The following is a 16706-nucleotide window of genomic DNA, read 5'->3' as shown; positions in this document are numbered from 1 at the left end:
TGGGGATCGGCAAAGAATAACGATGGGATGCATGAAGTATTCGCGCCGCAGAAACTCGATGCCCTACACTTTGGTGTCCAGTAAGGAAATTTCAGCCTCTCGTCGCGCGAAGAGTCCCGGCAGCACTTTGCCGCCACCATAGACCCATCGACGCAGCTCTGTTGCGGCTGCACTCCAGTCTCGTTGGTTGATCCGCCGTCGCAGCGTCGAGGTCTGCAGCCGCCCCGCCCCGAGGTTGAACGTGAAGTCCACGATGGTCGCGATCCGGCTCTCGGGCTCGGTGGCCAGCACAGGGCAGTAGCGCAGCGTCGCCGCCAGAGCCGTCTGCAGATCTCGCGCCAGATAGGCCTCGGCTTCTGCCTCCGTGATCGGCGGATGCTTCGGATCGCAGAAGTGGCCGTAACCAATCGTCCAGAAGCCTGCGGGGCAGATGTAGGGAATGGCAGTGATCTCGATTCCACGCTTCACCTTACGACAAGCGAAATCCTGGACGGCGAGGAGCGCAAACCGATCAACTTCACACTACCCCGGCATTCACTCGCCATACCTCATTGCCCCAGCTTCCGTCGCAGAGTATTATGTCATCAATTTGATGATGTAAACTGCCTAGAAATGAGCAATCGAACAACCAATTTCGGTCTAACCGTCATCTTCCGTGGGTGAGGATCACCTGACCATGCATCCCCAGCGCGTTGAGAGCTTGAGCCACGCCCAGCGCGAGCGGCTGGCCTACATCGACTTCCGGCTCTACTTCTTCGGTGAGATTGGCCGCCCCGACCTGATCGACCGTTTTGGCGTTGCTCCGGCAGGGGCGACACGCGATTTGGCGCTGTACCGGGAAATCGCGCCGCAGAACATCACCTTCGACGGCAGCAACAAGATCTACCGCATCGGGCAGGCGTTCTCCCCGCTGTTCGACCACGCATCGCAGCGCGTGCTGTCGGCGCTGGCTCTGGGCTTCGGCGATGGCGTGACCGGCGCAACGCAGCCGCTGCTGCCGTGCGAGTCGCCTACCGCTCTGAGCAACCCCAGGATGGATGTGTTGGCCCCGGTCTGCCGGGCGATCCACGCCAAGCGACCCGTCGCCATCCGCTACCACTCGATGAGCAGCGGAGAGTCCGAGCGGGTCATCGTGCCCTTTGCCCTGGTGGACACCGGTCTGCGTTGGCACGTCCGAGCCTTTGATCGCAAGAGCGGAGAGTTTCGGGACTTCGTCGTTACCCGTATCGAAGCGCCAACGCTGCTCGACGAGGAGCCACAGGCCTTTGAGCGGCCGGACAACGACATCCAGTGGACGCGCATCGTCGAGCTGGACTTCGTGCCCCACCCGCGCCTTGAGCGCCCCGAGGTCATCAAGATGGACTACGGGATGACCGACGGCTCGATCAGGATGCGCGTTCGCGCCGCCGTCGCGGGCTACATGCTGCTGCGCTGGAGCGTGGACTGCTCGCCCGACCATCGTCTCAAGGAAGAACAGTACCGCCTGTGGCTCAGCGATCCGCTTGCGCTGTACGGCGTCGAGAACGCCAAGCTGGCTCCGGGCTACCAAGCCCCAAGCAGCCCAAAGAAAAGATAGGAAAGAAGAAAACCAATGGCCAAGACACTTGAAGCCCACGACAAACTGATCCGGGAGATCTTCGAAGGCAGCTACCAGTTCGAAATTCCGGACTACCAGCGCCCCTACGCCTGGACAATCGAGCAGGCCACGGAGCTGTTCGATGATCTGTACGCGGCGATGCAGGACGCGCGTATCTCGGGGGCCAGCAGCCAATACTTCCTGGGCAGCATCGTTCTGATCAAGAACGACCGGGACCCGAAGTCATCGGTGGTCGACGGCCAGCAACGCCTGTCTACGCTCACGATGCTGTTCGCCGTGTTGCGCACCGTGATGCCGGATGCGGCAGAAGACATCACCGACTTCCTCTACAAAAAAGGCAAGGTCAGTCTTGGCGAGAAAAACGAGTATCGCCTGACCGCCCGCGAGGAAGATGCTGACTTCTTCCGCACCAATATCCAGGAGCCGGGTGGCATCGCACAGTTGGTCGCCAGTACGGACAAATTGAAAGACAGCCGCCTTCGTTACCGTGAAAACGCCACGCTGCTGCTCGAAAAGGCCAAGGCGCTTCCGCCCGCCGAACTGATTGCTCTGTGGCAGTTCCTCGCCAACGACTGCTCGCTGGTCGTCATCTCCACGCCCGATCTTGAAGCCGCGTACCGCATTTTCTCCGTGCTCAACAACCGGGGACTCGACCTCGCGCCTATCGACATCATCAAGGCGCAGGTGCTAGGCCTGATCCGCACCACGGCAGGCGACGTCAAGAGCCGAGCCTACGCAAAAGAGTGGAGCCGAATCGAAAGCTCTCTGGGCCGTGACGCCTTCGGCGACCTGTTTGGCCACATCCGCAGCATCTACGCCAAGAAGAAGCAGAAGTACATCCTGGTCAAGGAGTTCCAGGAGCACGTCACCGAGTACAAGACCCCTGTCGACCTCGTCGACAAGGTCATAAAGCCTTACGCCGAGGTGTGGGACTTCGTGCGCGACGCCGACTTCGAGGCCACCGAACATGCCGAGACGATCAATGAACACCTGTCTTGGCTCAACCGCGTGGACTTCAAGGACTGGGTGCCCCCGGCACTGGTCTACTTCAAGCGTTTCCGGCAGCAACCCAAACTGCTCGCAGAGTTTTTCCAGTCACTGGAACGGCTGACCTATTTCCTGCTGGTCACCAAGGTGGGCATCAACGAGCGCATCGAAACCTACGCCGCGCTCACCAAGGAAGTCGAACCGGAGACCTTCAAGGGGGATCTGGCTGCGCTCACCACGCTGGCACTGACAGACGCGCAAAAGCGCAAGTTCGTCGCGGCACTCGATGGAGACGTGTACGACGATCTGCCCAAGGCCCGGATGGCGCTGGTTTTGCGTCTTGAGTCCTTGGTGCGCGCCCCCGGCGTGCAGCTTCAAGATGCCGTCTCGCTGGAGCACGTCCTGCCGCAAACACCGCCTGACGGTTCGGACTGGATCAAATGGTTTCCGGATGAAGACGAGCGCGATGGCTGGACGCACCGTTTGGCCAATCTGGTTCCGCTGGACAGAAACAAGAACTCGTCTGCCAGCAACTACGACTTTGCCAAGAAGAAGGACGCCTACTTCAGGGGCAAAGGCAAGGCGTCGCCCTTCGTGTTGACGCAGGAAGTCAGAGCAGAAAACGAGTGGACGCCCACGCTTCTGGCCGAACGCCAGAAACGCCTAGTGGGGGTCCTCAAAGATCATTGGAATCTCGCCGTCTCCACAGGCACGGCGCCGAGCTGAGGAAGGTATCGATGCAGAAGAAACAACAACAAGACCAAAGCCAGATCAAGTGGATTTCCGACTTCATCTGGAACATCGCTGACGACCGTCTGCGCGACGTTTACGTGCGCGGCAAGTACCGTGACGTGATCCTGCCTTTCACCGTGCTGCGACGGCTCGACGCCGTGCTCGAAGCCACCAAGGACGCGGTGCTGGAGCGCAAGAAGTTCCTGGACACCCACAAGGTGGCCGAGCAGGACGGCGCGCTGCGCATGGCGGCAGGCCAGGCGTTCTACAACGTCTCGGAGTTCACGCTGGCCAAGCTGAAGGCCAGCGCGGCGGGGCAGCGGCTGCGCGATGACTTCATTGCGTACCTGGACGGCTTCTCGCCCAACGTGCAGGAAATCCTCACCAAGTTCAACTTCCGCAACCAGATCCAGAAGCTGGTGGATTCCCACGTCCTTGGCTACCTGATCGATGACTTCCTCGACCCCGAGGTCAATCTCGCGCCGCTGCCGGTGAAGGATGCCGACGGCCGCATCAAGCTGCCCGCGCTGGACAACCACGGCATGGGCACGGTGTTCGAGGAGTTAATCCGCCGCTTCAACGAAGACAACAATGAAGAGGCAGGCGAACACTTCACCCCGCGCGACGTGGTGCAGCTTATGGCCAAACTGCTGTTCCTGCCGGTGGCCGACCGGATCGATTCCAGCACCTATTCGCTCTACGACGGCTCCTGCGGTACAGGCGGCATGCTCACCGTGGCCGAGGAAGCCTTGCATGAACTGGCAGAGGAACACGGCAAGGAAGTATCGATCCACCTGTTCGGGCAGGAGATCAGCGACGAGACCTACGCCATCTGCAAGGCCGACCTGCTCTTGAAGGGCGAAGGCGCAGAGGCCGAGAACATCGTCGGCGGCGCGGACAAGTCCACCCTGTCCGCCGACCAGTTCCGCAGCCGCGAATTCGATTTCATGATCTCCAACCCGCCCTACGGCAAGAGTTGGAAGACCGATCTGGAGCGCATGGGAGGCAAGAAGGAATTCAACGACCCGCGCTTCATCGTCAGCCACGCGGGCAACGCCGAGTTCAAGCTCCTCACCCGTTCCAGCGACGGGCAGCTCATGTTCCAGGTGAACAAGCTGCAAAAGATGAAGCACAACACGCCGCTGGGCAGCCGCATCGCGCTGGTGCATAACGGCTCGGCGCTATTCACCGGCGACGCAGGCCAGGGCGAGAGCAACATCCGCCGCTGGGTGCTGGAGAACGACTGGCTCGAAGCCATCATCGCCCTGCCGCTCAACATCTTCTACAACACCGGCATCGCCACCTACATCTGGGTGCTGGCCAACAAGAAGGCCGAAGCGCGCCGTGGCAAGGTGCAGTTGATCGACGCCAGCGGCTGGTTCCAGCCGCTGCGCCGCAACCTCGGCAAGAAGAACTGCGAACTGGCTGACGCCGACATTGCCCGCATCCTCGACCTGTATCTGGGCGAGGCGCAGGAAACCGCCCAGTCCAAATGGTTCGACACCCAGGACTTCGGCTACTGGAAGATCACCGTCGAACGCCCGCTGCGCCTGAAAAGCCAGCTCTCCGACGAACGCATCGAGCCCCTGCGTTTTGCCACCGGCGACGAGGCGCTGCGCGCCGAGATCTACGCCACCCATGGCGACGCGCTCTACACCGAGTTTGCCAAGCGCAAACCGGCCATCGAGGCGTGGCTGAAAGGCGAGGACGAGAACGAAGACGACGACAGCGAAGACAGCGACAGCGGCGATGACAGTGAGGCCCCCGCAGCCCGCAAGGCCGTGCCCGCCAAGCGGCGCAAGAAGCTGCTAGACGCAACGACGTGGCAGCGCGACAAGGGGCTGATGGAAGTGGCGCAACGGGCGCAGCAGGCATTGGGCAGCGCCGTGTTCGACGACCACAATGAGTTCCGCACCCGCTTCGATGCTGCACTGAAGGCGCGGGGCGAAAAGCTCGGTGCGCCGGAGAAGAAGGCCATCTACAAGGCGGTGAGCTGGCGCGACGAAGCAGCGCCGCCGGTCATCGCCAAGCGCAGCAAGCTCAAGGCGGGCGAACACTTTGAGCCCGGCTTCGATGGTGCGTACTTGGAGACCGTGGGCAAGGATCGCTTCATGGTCGAGTACGAGCCCGACAGCGAGCTGCGCGACACCGAGCAGGTGCCATTGAAGGAACCGGGCGGCATCGACGCCTTCTTTGCCCGCGAAGTATTGCCGCACGCGCCGGACGCCTGGATCGCCACGGATAAGACCCAGATCGGCTACGAGATTTCGTTTGCCCGCTATTTCTACAAGCCCGCGCCGCTGCGCACGCTGGCAGAAATCCGCGCCGACATCCTCGCGCTGGAGCAGCAAAGCGAAGGTTTGCTGCACAAGATCGTGGGGGGCGCGTGATGGCGGTGGCGAGTCCCTATCCGAACTACCAGCCGCTTCGTTCGCGCTGGGTACCGCGTGTGCCGGAGCACTGGTCGCTGCTGCGTGCCAAAAATTTCTTGCGGGAGATTGACGATCGGTCGAAAGCCGGCGAGGAGACGCTGCTGTCAATGCGTATGCAGCGGGGCTTGGTGCCGCATAACGATGTCTCGGTAAAGCGCATCGCCCCAGAGAACCTCATTGGCTACAAGAAGGCACAACCGGACGAGCTTGTATTGAACCGGATGCAGGCGGGCAACGCCATGTTCTTCCGCAACCGCCAGCCCGGTTTAGTCAGCCCGGACTACGCCGTATTCCGCTTGCTCCGCGACGACAACCCAGAATATCTCGGCCACCTGTTCCGTTCGTGGCCAATGCGCGGGTTGTTCCGTTCGGAATCGAAGGGGCTTGGGACAGGCACTTCAGGCTTCTTGCGCCTCTACTCGGATCGCTTCACGGCGCTGGAGATTCCGCTGCCTCCGCGCCCCGAGCAAGACCAGATCGTTGCCTATCTCCGTGCACAAGATGCCCACATCGCCCGCTTCATCCAGGTCAAGCGCGATCTCATCAAGCTGCTCACCGAACAGAAGCTACGCATCATCGACCACGCCGTAACACACGGCCTAGATGCATCGGTGACGCTGAAGCCGTCCGGCATCGAATGGCTGGGTGAGGTGCCGGAGCATTGGGAAGTCGCCTTCATTAAGCACATTGCGGACGTGCGCTTCAGCGGCGTAGACAAACACTCGCACGACCACGAAACACCGGTGCGCCTGTGCAATTACACCGACGTCTACAAAAACGACCGCATCACCGGCGATATGGACTTGATGCGCGCCACAGCGACGGAGGCGGAGATCGCCCGCCTGACGCTGAAAGCGGGTGATGTCATTCTGACCAAGGATTCCGAAACACCGGACGACATTGGCGTGCCCGCGTGGGTGCCGGAGGACCTGCCCGGCGTGGTTTGCGCATATCACCTCGGCCTGCTGCGCCCCGTACCGAATCGGGTGTTGGGCGAGTTCCTGTTTCGCGCCATCGGCTCGGCGCGTACGGCGCAGCAGTTCCACGTTCTTGCCACCGGCGTCACACGCTTTGCACTTGGCAAGCACGACGTGAAAAACGCTGTCGTTGCCTTGCCGCCGGTCGAAGAACAGCAATCCATCTGTCGCTGGATCACCAATGAGTGCCAACCGCTGGACGACGCCATCGCCCGCACGGAAGAGGAAATCAAGCTGATCCGCGAGTACCGCGACCGCCTGATTGCCGATGTGGTCACCGGCCAAGTGGACGTACGCGGCTGGCAGCCTGACCCGGACGACGTGGTAGACGACGCGGCGCTGGCTGCGCTCGGCGATGACCAAGAGGATGTGACCGAAGAGGAGGATGGCGATGGCGAAGACTGATACCAGCGAGCGCTGGTTCGAGGCGCGCGTGGTACGCGGCTTGACCGGTGTGCCACAGCCCGAGTACAGCCACGCGCTGGCTCCTACGGACTTCGCCGCCACCCACAACGGCTACGTGCAGGGCAAGCCCACCGACTACAACCGCGACGTGGCGCTGGATGTGGCGCAGTTGCTGGCCTTCTTGCAGGCCACCCAGCCCAAGGCGGTGGAGACACTGGAGCTGGCGGCGGACGGCATTAAGCGCACCCAATTCCTGCACCGGCTACAGGGCGAGATCACCAAGCGTGGCGTTGTGGACGTGCTGCGCAAGGGAGTTAGCCACGGACCGGTACACGTCGATCTGTACAAGCTGCTGCCCACGCCGGGCAACGCTGCCGCAGCGGATGCCTTCGGCAAGAACATTTTTAGCGTCACCCGGCAGGTGCGCTACAGCAACGATTCCGGCAACGAACTGGACTTGGCGATCTTCATCAATGGCCTGCCGGTGCTGACCTTCGAGCTGAAGAACTCGCTGACCAAGCAGACCCTTGCCGACGCCATCGTCCAATACCAGACCACGCGCAGCCCGCAGGAGCTGCTGTTCCAGCTGGGTCGTTGCGTCGCGCACGTCGCGGTCGATGACGCGGAGGCCGCGTTCTGCACCGAGCTCAAGGGGAAGGCATCGTGGTTCCTGCCATTCAACCAGGGCTGGAACAGCGGTGCAGGCAATCCGCCCAACCCGGATGGTCTGAAGACCGATTACCTGTGGAAGCAGGTGCTGAACCGCGAGTCGCTGGCCAACATCATCGAGAGTTACGCGCAGGTGGTGGAGGAGGAAGAAGCAGACGCCAGCGGCAAGAAACGCAAGAAGCGCAAGCAGATCTTCCCGCGCTTCCATCAGTTGCGCACGGTGCGTGCCCTGCTGCGCCGTGCCCATACCGATGGGGTGGGCAAACGTTATCTGATCCAGCATTCGGCAGGCAGCGGCAAGAGCAACACCATTGCCTGGCTGGCGCACCAGTTGGTGGAATTGCGCCGCAAGGACGACCCGATGACGGCGCAGTTTGACTCCATCGTCGTCATCACTGACCGGCGCGCGCTGGACACGCAGATCGCCCGCACCATCAAGGGTTACGACCACGTCGCGGCAATTTTCGGCCACTCCGACAACGCGCAGGAGCTGCGCGAGTACCTGCGCCGGGGCAAGAAGATCATCGTCACCACGGTGCAGAAATTCCCGTTCATCCTCGATGAGCTGGGCGACCTCTCCGGCAAGAGCTTCGCGCTTTTGATCGACGAGGCGCATTCCAGCCAAGGCGGCAAGACCACGGCGCGGATGCACGAAGCCCTCGGCGGCAAGGTGGCCGAGGAGGAGTTCGAGGAGGACAGCACGCAGGATGCGGTGAACGCGGAAATCGAGAAGCGCATCGCCTCGCGCAAGCTGCTCGCCAACGCGAGCTACTTCGCCTTCACTGCCACGCCCAAGAACAAGACGCTGGAGTTGTTCGGTGAGAAGACTCTGGTCGGCGACAAGGTGCAGTTCCGCTCGCCCGAAGAACTGACCTACACCACCAAGCAGGCCATCCAGGAGAAGTTCATCCTCGACGTGGTGGAGAACTACACCCCCTACGACAGCTTCTACCAAGTGGCCAAGACGGTGGCGGACGACCCGGAATTCGACAAGGTGAAGGCGCTGAAGAAAATCCGCCACTACGTCGAATCGCACGACAAGGCCATCCGCCGCAAGGCCGAGATCATGGTCGATCACTTCATCGCACAGGTCGCGGGCAAGCAGAAGATCGGCGGCAAGGCGCGGGCGATGATCGTGTGCAACGGCATCGCGCGGGCCATCGACTACTGGCGCGAGGTGTCGGACTACCTCACGCAGATCAAGAGCCCGTACAAGGCCATCGTGGCGTACTCGGGCGACTTCGAGATCGGTGGCCAGAAAAAGACCGAGGCCGATCTGAACGGGTTTCCGAGCAAGGACATTCCGGCCAACCTCAAGCAAGACCCGTATCGCTTCCTGATCGTCGCCAACAAGTTCGTCACCGGCTTCGATGAGCCCTTGCTGCACACGATGTACGTGGACAAGCCGTTGGCGGGCGTGCTGGCAGTGCAGACCCTGTCACGCCTGAACCGCGCGCATCCGCAGAAGCACGACACCTTTGTGCTCGACTTCGCCGACAACGCCGAGGCGGTGAAGGCGGCGTTCCAGGACTACTACCGCGCGACCATCCAGACCGGCGAAACCGACGCCAACAAACTGCACGACCTGAAGGCCGAACTCGACGGGCAGCAGGTGTACAGCTGGCAACAGGTGGAAGACTTGGTGGCGCTGTACTTGAGCGGCGCAGACCGGGACAAACTCGACCCCATCCTCGATGCTTGCGTGGTCGAATACACCGACAAGCTCGGCGAGGACGATCAGGTCAAGTTCAAGGGGAAGGCGAAGGCCTTCGTGCGCAGTTACGGTTTCCTCGCCGCGATCCTGAGCTACGGCCACCCGACGTGGGAGAAGCTGTCGATCTTCCTGAACTTCCTCATTCCCAAATTGCCCGCGCCCAAGGAGGAAGACCTATCCAAGGGGGTGCTGGAGACTATCGACATGGACAGCTACCGTGTGGAGGCCAAAGCGGCGCTGAAGATGGCGATGGCCGACGCCGACGCCACGGTCGAGCCAGTACCGCCGGGCGGCGGTGGCGGCAAGGGCGAGGCAGACATCGACAAACTCTCCGCGATCATCAAGACCTTCAACGACCTATTCGGCAACATCGAGTGGAAGGACGAGGACAAGATCCGCAAGGTCATCGCCGAGGAGATCCCGGCGCGAGTGGCGCAGGACAAGGCTTACCAGAATGCGCAGGCGAACTCCGACAAGCAGAACGCCAAGTTGGAGCACGATAAGGCGCTCAACCGCGTGGTGCTGGAGCTGCTGTCCGACCACACCGAACTGTTCAAGCAGTTCAGCGACAACCCCAACTTCAAGCGCTGGCTGACGGACACCGTTTTCGATGCGACCTATCAGCAGGGGACGGTTCCGCCGAAGGCTCCGCCACAGGCTGGAGCGTCAGCATGAGAACGAATTGGTGCGGGAGTACGTGATGGCCGGTGCATCGCCACAGGATCAAGCCAAGATTTCTGCCCTTTGCAGAGAGGCCGAGCGACTGGAAGAAGACGCCCTGTATTCGAGCAAGGGGCATTTCAATGCCGAAGACACATGGGTTCGGCGCAACTACTGGCTCGGTGTGCCAGCGACCGCACTTGGTGCGATTGCAGGTGCCGCTCTGATTAAAAGCCAACCCGAGTGGGCCAGTGCCTTCACCTTGCTGGCTTCGCTGCTGACGGGGTTGATGACCTTTCTCAAGCCCAACGAGCGCGCTGCAATGCACCGGGCAGCTGCCGGACAGTTCTTGGCTCTTCGGAATGAAGCCCGTTTTTTTCGCGAGATCGAATTGCTTGAGACCGATCGGCTGGGAGAGCTTCCTGAGAGATTGAAGGCACTTTCCTCTGCACGAAATGAGCTGAACCAGAAGAGCCCGAGCATTCCACGGCGCGCATTTGTGGCCGCACGCAAAGGCATAGAAGAAGGCGAAGCCACCCACAAAGTGGACAAGGAGAAATGACAGGATGTCGGTATTGAGTTTTCTGACGGACACGGCCAGCAGTGCCGTGCTCTCCACAACTGAGCAGTCGTCGATCACGACTTCGATCATCACACTTCAATCGCGGATGGCGCTGCACTTTGACAGCGGCGTAATTGCGCAGCATTTCCGATTCGGCTCTTCAACGCGAGGCACGATCCTGCCGCGCTCAATGGACGAACAGTCCGATATTGATTACATGGTGGTCTTCAGCGATGGCAGCGCCACGCCGCAGACTTACCTGAATAGGTTGAAGACTTTTGTCGAAAAACGGTACGGCTCATCGGAAATCTATCAGTCCAGCCCGACCATTGTTCTCGAGTTGAACCACATCAAGTTCGATCTGGTGCCCGCGACAAAAACGTGGCTCGGCGAGCTTCAGATTCCCAACGGGTCAGGCGGTTGGATGACCACGAATCCGAACGACTTCAACGCCACTCTTGAAGCAAAGAACAAGGACAACAACTCTTTGATCAAGCCAACTATTCGTCTGATGAAATATTGGAATGCGGCCAGCGGATTTCCATTCGATTCATTTGCGATGGAGAAGTGGATTTGTGGTCAGGGCTTTTGGTTCCAGTCGAATCAAAAGGACTACCTGTTTTCGGTAATCGACAATCTGAGCACCGACTCGTCTTACTCGCAACGAGTCAATAATGAAATCACGCGTGCAAAAACTATTGTGGCCAAGGTCAGGCAATGCGAGAAAGACCAGATGCCGGTAACGGCTGAGAATGAGGTCAAGAAGTTGTTCAGGCTCTGAGGGGGTATTGAAATGGCATTAAATCTCGCAAAGGCCGTCATCGGCTACCTGAAGGAACGCCCCGAGGAAAAATTCACTGCTCGGCAAATTGCAGAATGGGTATTTGCCACCTATCCGGATGAGTGCCAGGAAAAGCGGGCCAACAGCCGTGGGGACTACATCAAGTCTGATGCGGATCTGGTGCAGCAGCTCGTCGCAGAAATCAGTTCGCAGCGCCCGCGCATGCAAACGAAGCACCCAGAGCTGAAAACGACAGAGGGACGGCCGCGCAAGTACTACTACTCGGAGCGCTCGGACAGCGCCGAAGTGGCGGCGGTGGAAAGCGAAGGTACGTCGGCGGCTGCAGATGCCAGTGCGTTAAAGATTGACGAACACGCGCTGTACCCATTGTTGTCGCAATACCTGTGGGAGGAGTTCGGCGTCTTCTCCAAACGCATCGACGAGAAGCGCTCGTCGAACAAGCGCGGCCCCAACGGCAACCGCTGGCTGTACCCGGACGTCGTCGGAATGGAGGATTTGGGCAAGGAGTGGCACCGGGAGGTGCGCGACTGTGTGACGCAGTATTCCGACAAGCGCACCAAGTTGTGGTCGTTCGAGGTCAAGTTGCTGATCAACCGTTCGAACGTGCGCGAGTGCTTTTTCCAGGCGGTGTCGAATTCGTCGTGGGCCAATTTCGGCTATCTGGTTGCGGCAGAACTTGGCGGTACTGACACGCTGAAGGAACTGCGGATGCTGTTCGCCGCCCACGGCATCGGCTTCATCAAGCTGGACGTGGACAACCCTGCCGACAGTCAGGTGCTGATTCCGGCGCGCGAGCGAGACGAGATCGATTGGGACATGGCCAATCGGTTGGCCACGGAGAACCGGGATTTTCTGGAATACGTGAAGCTGGTCAAGCAGTTCTACCAGACCGGCGAGGCGCGCCCGGCGGACTGGGATGTTCCCGAGACGGGGGACTGACGGTTTATTCCAGATGGCCGATCACGTCGAGGCGTTCATCGCCACGCTGAAACGCCCCGAACCAGCCATCGCGCGAGTCGGCGCGCGTGCGGCTCACCAGCAACGTGAACCCCTCGCAGCCGCGCCCCTTGGCGGTGGCGAAGTCGGTGGTGTCGAATTTGGCCTCGCGCACCAGCGTCGTGGCCACCGACTTCATGGCCGATTCGAACAGGTCGAGCAGATGTTCTTGCAGGCTGGCGTCGATGTTGCGCGAGGTCACGTCGTCAATGACGGCGTGCTTGAATCGGTTACTCATGGTCAATGCTCCGTGGTGGGTACGGATGTCATGAACGCGCTGTTCGGGCTGAAAGCCAAGCGCATTCGGGATGGAACGATCAGATGTTGCGAAGTCGTCAAGCGCTGACTACTTGGTGGTGGATGCCATCTCGCTGACCCAAGCCTGCAACGCCCTCAGTTGCTCGGCGTTTTCGTGGCAGGTTTGGTAGTTGGCGGCAAGGGTTCCGGCGACGGCAGAGAGCGCAATGCCTGCGGCGGCCGCATCAGCATCTCGGGCGGGCTCGGGCAGGTCACCTGCGGCGGCAGCGTCGTGCAGGCGCACAAAGCCACGGTTGATAGTGCAAGCAGCATCGGCTTGAACGGGCACATAGACGGGAACCTCCTTGATGATGGTGTCGCCCTTCTCGCGGACGACGCGGACGCGGTCGACGTACTGCGTAACGACCTTGACGGTGGCTTGCGCCTGCCGTTCGCGGACGGCGGCGGCTTGCAGGGCTTGTTGCTGGATGGCGGCATCCCATTGCGCTTGAACGTGGCTCGCACCCTTGATCCAGCCGAAGCCGACCAGGGCGACGCTGAGCGCCGCGAGGGTCAGCAGCCGGTACGGCCACGGAATCAAGTTCATGGCGCTTCTCCGACGCACTGGCGGTATTCGGACTGCCGACGCGTGGCCAGCCCGCCGCACAGGCGTACATTGGCAGGCAGCGCGCAGTCCTTGCCCTGGAAGAAGCGCCAGCGCAGCAGCTCGGAACAGGCTCCGGCGTAGTCCTCGGCGTTGAGTTTCCTCACCAGCGTGGATTGGCAGAACGCGCGGCTGCCGACGTTGTAGGAGAAACTCACCAGCGCGTCGTACTCGTGCTGGGCCAGCGGCACGGTCACGCACGTTTTCAATGCGCCCTCGAACTGCTGCACGTCGGTGAGCGCGCGGGCCAGCGCCTTCGGCGGCGTGGTGGTGTCGCCCAGCTTCACGTCCGTGGTGGTGCCGAAGCCGATGGTCGGCACATCACCCTTGACCGGGATCACTGCGCGGTCGGTGTAGCCCTCGTGCAGCACGATGCCGACCAGGGCGGCGGCAGACAGCGTCAGCGCGGTCACGGTGCGTCGTTGCGGTGGCCGGATCATCGGTGCATCTCCGGCTGCGCCACGATGCGGGCCACGGTCGCACCGATGCTGGCGGCGAAGGCCAGCAGCACGAATGCGCCACGCGGCAGCACATCCCCGAACAGCGGCACCACCACTTCCGCCGCCGTGAAGGCAGCGGCCAGCAGCGAAAAGCGAATGCTCCAGGCCCGTCGCATTACGCGCCGCCAGTCGTCCAAAAGGCAGATCTTCGGCTTGGCGGTCATTGCACGCCTCCCATCAACTTCAACTTGATGGCGGCCCCCACCAGCAGCGCGGCCAGAATGCCGGTGGTCACGACCTTGATGGTGGTCTGCCACGCCGTGCGGCGGGCATCGCGCCACGCTTCCAGCAAATCGCGCAGTTCGCGGATGTCCTTAGCGGCACTGCCGTTCTCCAGCCCGATATGGGCAAGGCAGCGCTCGGCTCCGCGTTCGGCGGCACGGTCGAGCAGTTCGTCGAAGTCCTCGCGTCGCAAGAGGAGCATGTTCTCGATGAGCGCAGGCTGTTGGTGTTCGGGTTCGGTCATTGCGGTCTCCAGAAATACGAAACCCGCCTCGTGGGCGGGTTCAGGGGTTGATCGGAAAGTTGGGTTTCAGATTTCGATGATTTCCAGCGTCAGGCTGGGCGCGACGCCTTCGATGACGTCGTCGCGCACGAACACCTTCTGGCCGATGGGGGCGCTGCCGCGTGCGCGGATCAAGCCGCCGCCAGGCAAGGCGACGGTCACGACGCCGGAGCCGACGCCCACCACCGTGCCCGCCTGCAATGGCGGATCAGGGATAAGTTGGCGGAACTGCTCGTAGAGGTTATGCATGGCTCTGCACTCCCAAGGTCTGCCAGACCTCCGGCATTCCTGCCTCGACTTGCGTCGAGCGCACGATGCCCAGCCTCGTCACGCTGCCGTCCTGGTACTCGACGAACGCACCCGGCTCGATGATCCCTGTCTCGGCCAGCACCGGCAGTCGCAGACTCACCTCGATCTGTTGCCCGGTATCGGCCAGAACCGAGATGCCCCGCTGGCGCGCTGCAGCGGCTTCGGTGATCAGCGCATCGACCACCATCGGGGCCAGCACATCCCCGGCAGTCCCAGCCCGGCTCACTTGCCCAAGCACACCGACATCCTGGCCGGACACGAACACGCGGTTGTAGCCGGGCTTCTCTACCCAGCGCAGCGACTCGCGGGCCACCGCATCGACGGGCAGCACGAAGTCTGGCGTGACGGTGTTCCACTCCCACGGCGCGACCGGATACCGGTGGCGCACGCGGATGCTCTGGTCAGACGGGTGCGGGATCAGGTACCCCCCGGCCGCACTGGCAATGGCGACCAGGGCTTCCATCCACGTGCCCTGCTGGGTGAATACCCCGGCAGGGACGTTCCAGTCCGTCAGGCCCCAATCGATGCTCCAGCCCAACGGGATGCCGTTGAGCGTAAGGGCATCGTCCATCAACTGCCGCGCCGTGCGCGCCTGCGGTTGCTGAAAGTTCATCACCGGCGCGTAGGGCGCGGCCAGCACTGCGTTACGCCCTCTTCCTGAGATGCGGATGCTCGCGTCGCCGAACACCCGTTCGCGGCTGATGCTCTCGGCCAGTACGCGGAACTGCGTGCCGTTGACGCTGGCCACCAGTTCGACCGGGCCACCGTTGCCGCCGGGGGCGACGAGGCTTGTAGCGGCGGCGGGCAGCAGCGCATCGAAGCCCCACGTCCAGGAGGCGGCGTCGAGCGACAGCGAGAGGTTGAACACCGGCACCGGCAATCCATCGGGAAGCCGGTGCAGCGTCACGTTGTTGATCACGAAATACACCCTCCGAACGGGAACGACCACCGGCTCCCCATCGGGAGGTGGCGGGTCGATGTGGTTTTCACAAACGAACAGCAAGTGGCTGTCCGCAGGGGCCAATGTCGCGAACAGCAGGTGGGTGCTCGGCGTGTAGCAAGGTTGTGGCGCGGGCGGCTCTGGGATCACCCAGAAGCTGATCCCAGGTGGTGGCGGCACGGCATCCTGATACCGGCCACGCCAACCCCACACGAAGGCACTCGCGCTCTGAAAATCACTCCCTTGGCGCTGGGTGAGCTGCCGCGCGGTTTGCCAAAGGCTCACCCGTCCCGCGCGCTTGGTGCGGTCGCCGTCTTGATGACGAAACCTCGTCGCATCGCGCAGGCGAGACGCGTTCTGAAACAAGCTCAGTCGAGCCAATTCGAGATACGTGCCATCCTGATGCGCGAACCACGTCAAGTCGTGGAAGGGCCGAGCCTGTTGCTGGCCCGTTCGATGCTGCGTAGGCAGCGAGGCCAAGACCGGGGGTAACCGATGATCGACGCCTTGAGGCGCGGCAATCGTGCGCCGCCAGAACGTCTTCCAGCCTGCGGGCGTTGCAGCCGCATCCTGCTGGCCCTGCTTCGCGCCGTCCTCCGTCTGCTTCGCCACCTGCCAGAGGTGCGAAGTCCGACCCACCGTGGGACGCTGCGTGTGCGACTCGTACCTGACCTCTCCGGTGAACACGATGCCGGGCAGGTTTGCGCCAGCACCAGCCTCCACATTCAAGGGCACGCTCGGGCGCAAGACCAGTGACTGCACCGTCAGGCCCGGGAGCTGGGCTAACAACTCGGCCCGTGCCGGTGGGATGAACTTGATCGTGACGACCGGCAGCGGCAGTGTGGCCCACAACGTCACATCGTCGCGCGGGGCGATGTAGTTGGCCCCGAACACCAAATTGGCGTCGGTGGCAGCGGGTTGATCGAAGAGCAGATCGACCAAGGGCGGACCGACGACTACGGTGACGGCGGGCGCGGGCAACGTGGCGACCAAGGTCACCTCGTTGGTCACGGCAGGC

At 61.8% G+C, this 16706-nt stretch carries 16 protein-coding genes; 8 read left to right on the top strand and 8 right to left on the bottom strand.

Annotated elements, in window-relative coordinates:
* Positions 1 to 63: 63 nt before the first annotated feature.
* Entirely contained in the window at positions 64 to 468 is a 405-nt protein-coding gene (locus ALIDE2_RS10250; RefSeq protein ID WP_009238717.1) for a lysozyme, read from the bottom strand.
* A gap of 208 nt (positions 469 to 676) precedes the next feature.
* On the opposite strand from ALIDE2_RS10250, the gene ALIDE2_RS10245 reads away from it, so the two are divergent.
* Genes ALIDE2_RS10245 through ALIDE2_RS10215 form a run of 8 tightly spaced genes read left to right on the top strand, consistent with a single transcriptional unit; the run spans position 677 to position 12476 of the window.
* Positions 677 to 1576 (top strand): WYL domain-containing transcriptional regulator, encoded by a 900-nt coding sequence (locus ALIDE2_RS10245; protein ID WP_009238716.1) that lies wholly within the window; start codon positions 677 to 679, stop codon positions 1574 to 1576.
* A 15-nt stretch (positions 1577 to 1591) separates the two neighbouring features.
* The gene (locus ALIDE2_RS10240) at positions 1592 to 3310 is read left to right on the top strand and encodes a DUF262 domain-containing protein (RefSeq protein ID WP_009238715.1); all 1719 of its coding nucleotides are present in this window, start codon (positions 1592 to 1594) and stop codon (positions 3308 to 3310) included.
* Between the two features lie 11 nt (positions 3311 to 3321).
* Positions 3322 to 5706 (top strand): type I restriction-modification system subunit M, encoded by a 2385-nt coding sequence (locus ALIDE2_RS10235; protein ID WP_009238714.1) that lies wholly within the window; start codon positions 3322 to 3324, stop codon positions 5704 to 5706.
* The gene (locus tag ALIDE2_RS10230; protein WP_009238713.1) at positions 5706 to 7130 is read left to right on the top strand and encodes a restriction endonuclease subunit S domain-containing protein; all 1425 of its coding nucleotides are present in this window, start codon (positions 5706 to 5708) and stop codon (positions 7128 to 7130) included. The genes ALIDE2_RS10235 and ALIDE2_RS10230 overlap by 1 nt, the downstream gene beginning before the upstream one ends.
* Entirely contained in the window at positions 7117 to 10188 is a 3072-nt protein-coding gene (locus tag ALIDE2_RS10225) for a type I restriction endonuclease subunit R (protein WP_009238712.1), read from the top strand. The genes ALIDE2_RS10230 and ALIDE2_RS10225 overlap by 14 nt, the downstream gene beginning before the upstream one ends.
* 25 nt (positions 10189 to 10213) lie before the next feature.
* Complete coding sequence (locus ALIDE2_RS24370; protein ID WP_009238711.1) at positions 10214 to 10735, top strand: SLATT domain-containing protein; 522 nt, start codon at positions 10214 to 10216, stop codon at positions 10733 to 10735.
* A gap of 4 nt (positions 10736 to 10739) precedes the next feature.
* Entirely contained in the window at positions 10740 to 11516 is a 777-nt protein-coding gene (locus tag ALIDE2_RS10220) for an SMODS domain-containing nucleotidyltransferase (protein ID WP_009238710.1), read from the top strand.
* A 12-nt stretch (positions 11517 to 11528) separates the two neighbouring features.
* Positions 11529 to 12476 carry a COG2958 family protein gene (locus ALIDE2_RS10215; protein WP_009238709.1) on the top strand — a complete coding sequence of 316 codons (948 nt, stop codon included), beginning with the start codon at positions 11529 to 11531 and terminating at the stop codon, positions 12474 to 12476.
* A gap of 4 nt (positions 12477 to 12480) precedes the next feature.
* On the opposite strand, the gene ALIDE2_RS10210 is transcribed toward ALIDE2_RS10215, so the two are convergent.
* The 7 genes from ALIDE2_RS10210 to ALIDE2_RS10180 all read right to left on the bottom strand — a co-directional run bounded on the left by ALIDE2_RS10210 (position 12481) and on the right by ALIDE2_RS10180 (position 16699).
* The gene (locus ALIDE2_RS10210) at positions 12481 to 12771 is read right to left on the bottom strand and encodes a hypothetical protein (protein WP_009238708.1); all 291 of its coding nucleotides are present in this window, start codon (positions 12769 to 12771) and stop codon (positions 12481 to 12483) included.
* A gap of 108 nt (positions 12772 to 12879) precedes the next feature.
* A complete protein-coding gene (locus tag ALIDE2_RS10205) occupies positions 12880 to 13377 on the bottom strand; it encodes a hypothetical protein (RefSeq protein ID WP_009238707.1) in 498 nt (165 codons plus the stop codon).
* Positions 13374 to 13874, bottom strand: coding sequence for a lysozyme (locus ALIDE2_RS10200; protein ID WP_009238706.1), 501 nt, complete (start codon positions 13872 to 13874; stop codon positions 13374 to 13376). Before ALIDE2_RS10200 ends, ALIDE2_RS10205 begins: the two co-directional genes overlap by 4 nt.
* Entirely contained in the window at positions 13871 to 14098 is a 228-nt protein-coding gene (locus tag ALIDE2_RS10195; protein ID WP_009238705.1) for a DUF7940 domain-containing protein, read from the bottom strand. Before ALIDE2_RS10195 ends, ALIDE2_RS10200 begins: the two co-directional genes overlap by 4 nt.
* Positions 14095 to 14400, bottom strand: coding sequence for a DUF6127 family protein (locus ALIDE2_RS10190; protein ID WP_009238704.1), 306 nt, complete (start codon positions 14398 to 14400; stop codon positions 14095 to 14097). The genes ALIDE2_RS10195 and ALIDE2_RS10190 overlap by 4 nt, the downstream gene beginning before the upstream one ends.
* 66 nt (positions 14401 to 14466) lie before the next feature.
* Complete coding sequence (locus ALIDE2_RS10185) at positions 14467 to 14688, bottom strand: hypothetical protein (protein WP_009238703.1); 222 nt, start codon at positions 14686 to 14688, stop codon at positions 14467 to 14469.
* Positions 14681 to 16699 (bottom strand): hypothetical protein, encoded by a 2019-nt coding sequence (locus tag ALIDE2_RS10180; RefSeq protein ID WP_009277334.1) that lies wholly within the window; start codon positions 16697 to 16699, stop codon positions 14681 to 14683. The genes ALIDE2_RS10185 and ALIDE2_RS10180 overlap by 8 nt, the downstream gene beginning before the upstream one ends.
* Between the last annotated feature and the right edge of the window lie 7 nt (positions 16700 to 16706).

It is taken from the genome of Alicycliphilus denitrificans K601 (assembly GCF_000204645.1).
GTDB lineage: Bacteria > Pseudomonadota > Gammaproteobacteria > Burkholderiales > Burkholderiaceae_C > Alicycliphilus > Alicycliphilus denitrificans.
The sequence above is the reverse complement of the archived record's forward strand: the minus strand, read 5'-3'. Positions and strand labels throughout refer to the sequence as shown.

Bases quoted from the DNA above. Each gene is read 5' to 3' on its own strand.
- ALIDE2_RS10245 (WP_009238716.1), top strand. From the start codon at position 677: ATGCATCCCCAGCGCGTTGAGAGCTTGAGCCACGCCCAGCGCGAGCGG.
- ALIDE2_RS10240 (WP_009238715.1), top strand. From the start codon at position 1,592: ATGGCCAAGACACTTGAAGCCCACGACAAACTGATCCGGGAGATCTTC.
- ALIDE2_RS10235 (WP_009238714.1), top strand. From the start codon at position 3,322: ATGCAGAAGAAACAACAACAAGACCAAAGCCAGATCAAGTGGATTTCC.
- ALIDE2_RS10230 (WP_009238713.1), top strand. From the start codon at position 5,706: ATGGCGGTGGCGAGTCCCTATCCGAACTACCAGCCGCTTCGTTCGCGC.
- ALIDE2_RS10225 (WP_009238712.1), top strand. From the start codon at position 7,117: ATGGCGAAGACTGATACCAGCGAGCGCTGGTTCGAGGCGCGCGTGGTA.
- ALIDE2_RS24370 (WP_009238711.1), top strand. From the start codon at position 10,214: ATGGCCGGTGCATCGCCACAGGATCAAGCCAAGATTTCTGCCCTTTGC.
- ALIDE2_RS10220 (WP_009238710.1), top strand. From the start codon at position 10,740: ATGTCGGTATTGAGTTTTCTGACGGACACGGCCAGCAGTGCCGTGCTC.
- ALIDE2_RS10215 (WP_009238709.1), top strand. From the start codon at position 11,529: ATGGCATTAAATCTCGCAAAGGCCGTCATCGGCTACCTGAAGGAACGC.
- ALIDE2_RS10210 (WP_009238708.1), bottom strand. From the start codon at position 12,771: ATGAGTAACCGATTCAAGCACGCCGTCATTGACGACGTGACCTCGCGC.
- ALIDE2_RS10205 (WP_009238707.1), bottom strand. From the start codon at position 13,377: ATGAACTTGATTCCGTGGCCGTACCGGCTGCTGACCCTCGCGGCGCTC.
- ALIDE2_RS10200 (WP_009238706.1), bottom strand. From the start codon at position 13,874: ATGATCCGGCCACCGCAACGACGCACCGTGACCGCGCTGACGCTGTCT.
- ALIDE2_RS10195 (WP_009238705.1), bottom strand. From the start codon at position 14,098: ATGACCGCCAAGCCGAAGATCTGCCTTTTGGACGACTGGCGGCGCGTA.
- ALIDE2_RS10190 (WP_009238704.1), bottom strand. From the start codon at position 14,400: ATGACCGAACCCGAACACCAACAGCCTGCGCTCATCGAGAACATGCTC.
- ALIDE2_RS10185 (WP_009238703.1), bottom strand. From the start codon at position 14,688: ATGCATAACCTCTACGAGCAGTTCCGCCAACTTATCCCTGATCCGCCA.